Origin of the sequence: Nocardioides lacusdianchii, assembly GCF_020102855.1 — a bacterium.
GTDB classification, from domain to species: domain Bacteria; phylum Actinomycetota; class Actinomycetes; order Propionibacteriales; family Nocardioidaceae; genus Nocardioides; species Nocardioides lacusdianchii.
Window position 1 is genome coordinate 1 of sequence record NZ_JADHZD010000041.1, and the last position, 1,499, is coordinate 1,499.

General features: G+C 67.7%; 1 protein-coding gene. It reads right to left on the reverse strand.

Annotation, left to right across the window (positions count from 1 at the left end; all coding sequences use genetic code 11):
- Nucleotides 1-7: 7 nt before the first annotated feature.
- Complete coding sequence (locus IRX98_RS22360) at nt 8-1,447, reverse strand: IS30 family transposase (RefSeq protein WP_443683846.1); 1,440 nt, start codon at nt 1,445-1,447, stop codon at nt 8-10.
- Nucleotides 1,448-1,499 lie beyond the last annotated feature (52 nt).

The following is a 1,499-nucleotide window of genomic DNA, read 5'->3' on the forward strand; positions in this document are numbered from 1 at the left end:
GGCAGGTTCAACCGGTCGATGCAACACCGGGTTGTTGAAGGGAGCGTAGCTGCTCCTCGAAGACCTCAGCCGGCGTCCTCCAGCCGAGGATCTTGCGGGGCCGATTGTTGAGCGCGTGAGCGACGGCCTCGAGGTCCTCGGCGGACCATCGTGAGAGGTCGGTGCCCTTGGGAAAGTACTGGCGCAGTAGGCCGTTGGTGTTCTCGTTGCTCGGCCGCTGCCACGGCGAGTGTGGATCGGCGAAGAACACCCGCGTCCCGGTCTCCAACGCAAACAGCGCGTGCCCCGACAGTTCCTTGCCGCGATCCCACGTCAGGGTCTTGCGCAACTGCTCGGGCAGCTTGGTCATCGACGCCGTCAGCGCTGCGTTCATCGCGACGGCCCCGTAGCCGCCGAGCGACGGCCCGTTCTTCACGTACGGCTTGTCGCCCCAGCCCTCCATCCGCGGCAGGTGAACCAGGAGCGTTGAGCGACTGCTGCGCTCGACGATCGTGCCGATCGCTGAGCGGCCCGTCCCGATGATCAGGTCGCCCTCCCAGTGGCCAGGAACGGCGCGGTCCTCGGCCTCAGCGGGTCGCTCGCTGAGCACCACGTCGGCGGTGACGTGCCCATGCGCCTTGTTCCTTGACCGTGCCCGCGGCTCCCGCAACGCGCGGCCTGTACGCAGACACGTCACCAGCTCGCGCTTGAGCGCACCACGGCCTTCGATGAACAGCGACTGGTAGATCGCCTCGTGGCTGATGCGCATGGACTCATCATCAGGGAACTCCACCTTCAACCGCTGCGCGATCTGCTCCGGGCTCCACGCAGTCGACCACCGCCTGTCCTGCCGATGCGGCTTGTTCAGCCCCTTCCACGGCGGCGTTCTCGGCCCCGGGACCACCGTGCCGTCAGGTCGGCGGACGTTCCCGGCGAGCCGATCCTGCACGTACTCGCGAAGCTGGTCGTTCTGCACCAGCTTCGCCGTCTTCGGTCGCTTCGCTGATTGCTGCGCCTTCCACTGCGCCACCACGGCGCGATAGACCGGCTTGCCGCCCCTGGTCGCCGCGTTGCGCCGCAGCTCGCGCGACACCGTGCCCGGGTCACGACCGATCTCGCGGGCTATCTCACGCACGCCCTTGTCCTGGGCCTTGAGCAGCGCGATCTCCTCGCGCTCCTCGAAGGACAGGTAGCGCCTCGTGGGCTCGGCCAGTGACAGCGGCGGCATGCCGCCAGCGTGACGAAACCAGCGCGTCCCGACTGGCACAGACACACCCACCTTCAGCGCCGCCTCGGCCGAGGTGATGCCAGTCGCGATCAACCGCCAGAACTGCCGTTGCACGGCCCGCGATGGATCAGGCCGCCCGGGTGAGCGCATCGGCGGCCGAAGCGCTCTGTCAGCACGCCACTGCCGACGCGCACCCTCGGGAACATCGCTGGTCTTCTTGCTCCAGTCCGCCGTCGCCATCTGTGAACACCTCCGACATCAGGGGGTGTTGCGACGACCAGTTGAATCCGCC

Bases quoted from the DNA above. Each gene is read 5' to 3' on its own strand.
- IRX98_RS22360 (WP_443683846.1), bottom strand. From the start codon at position 1,447: ATGGCGACGGCGGACTGGAGCAAGAAGACCAGCGATGTTCCCGAGGGT.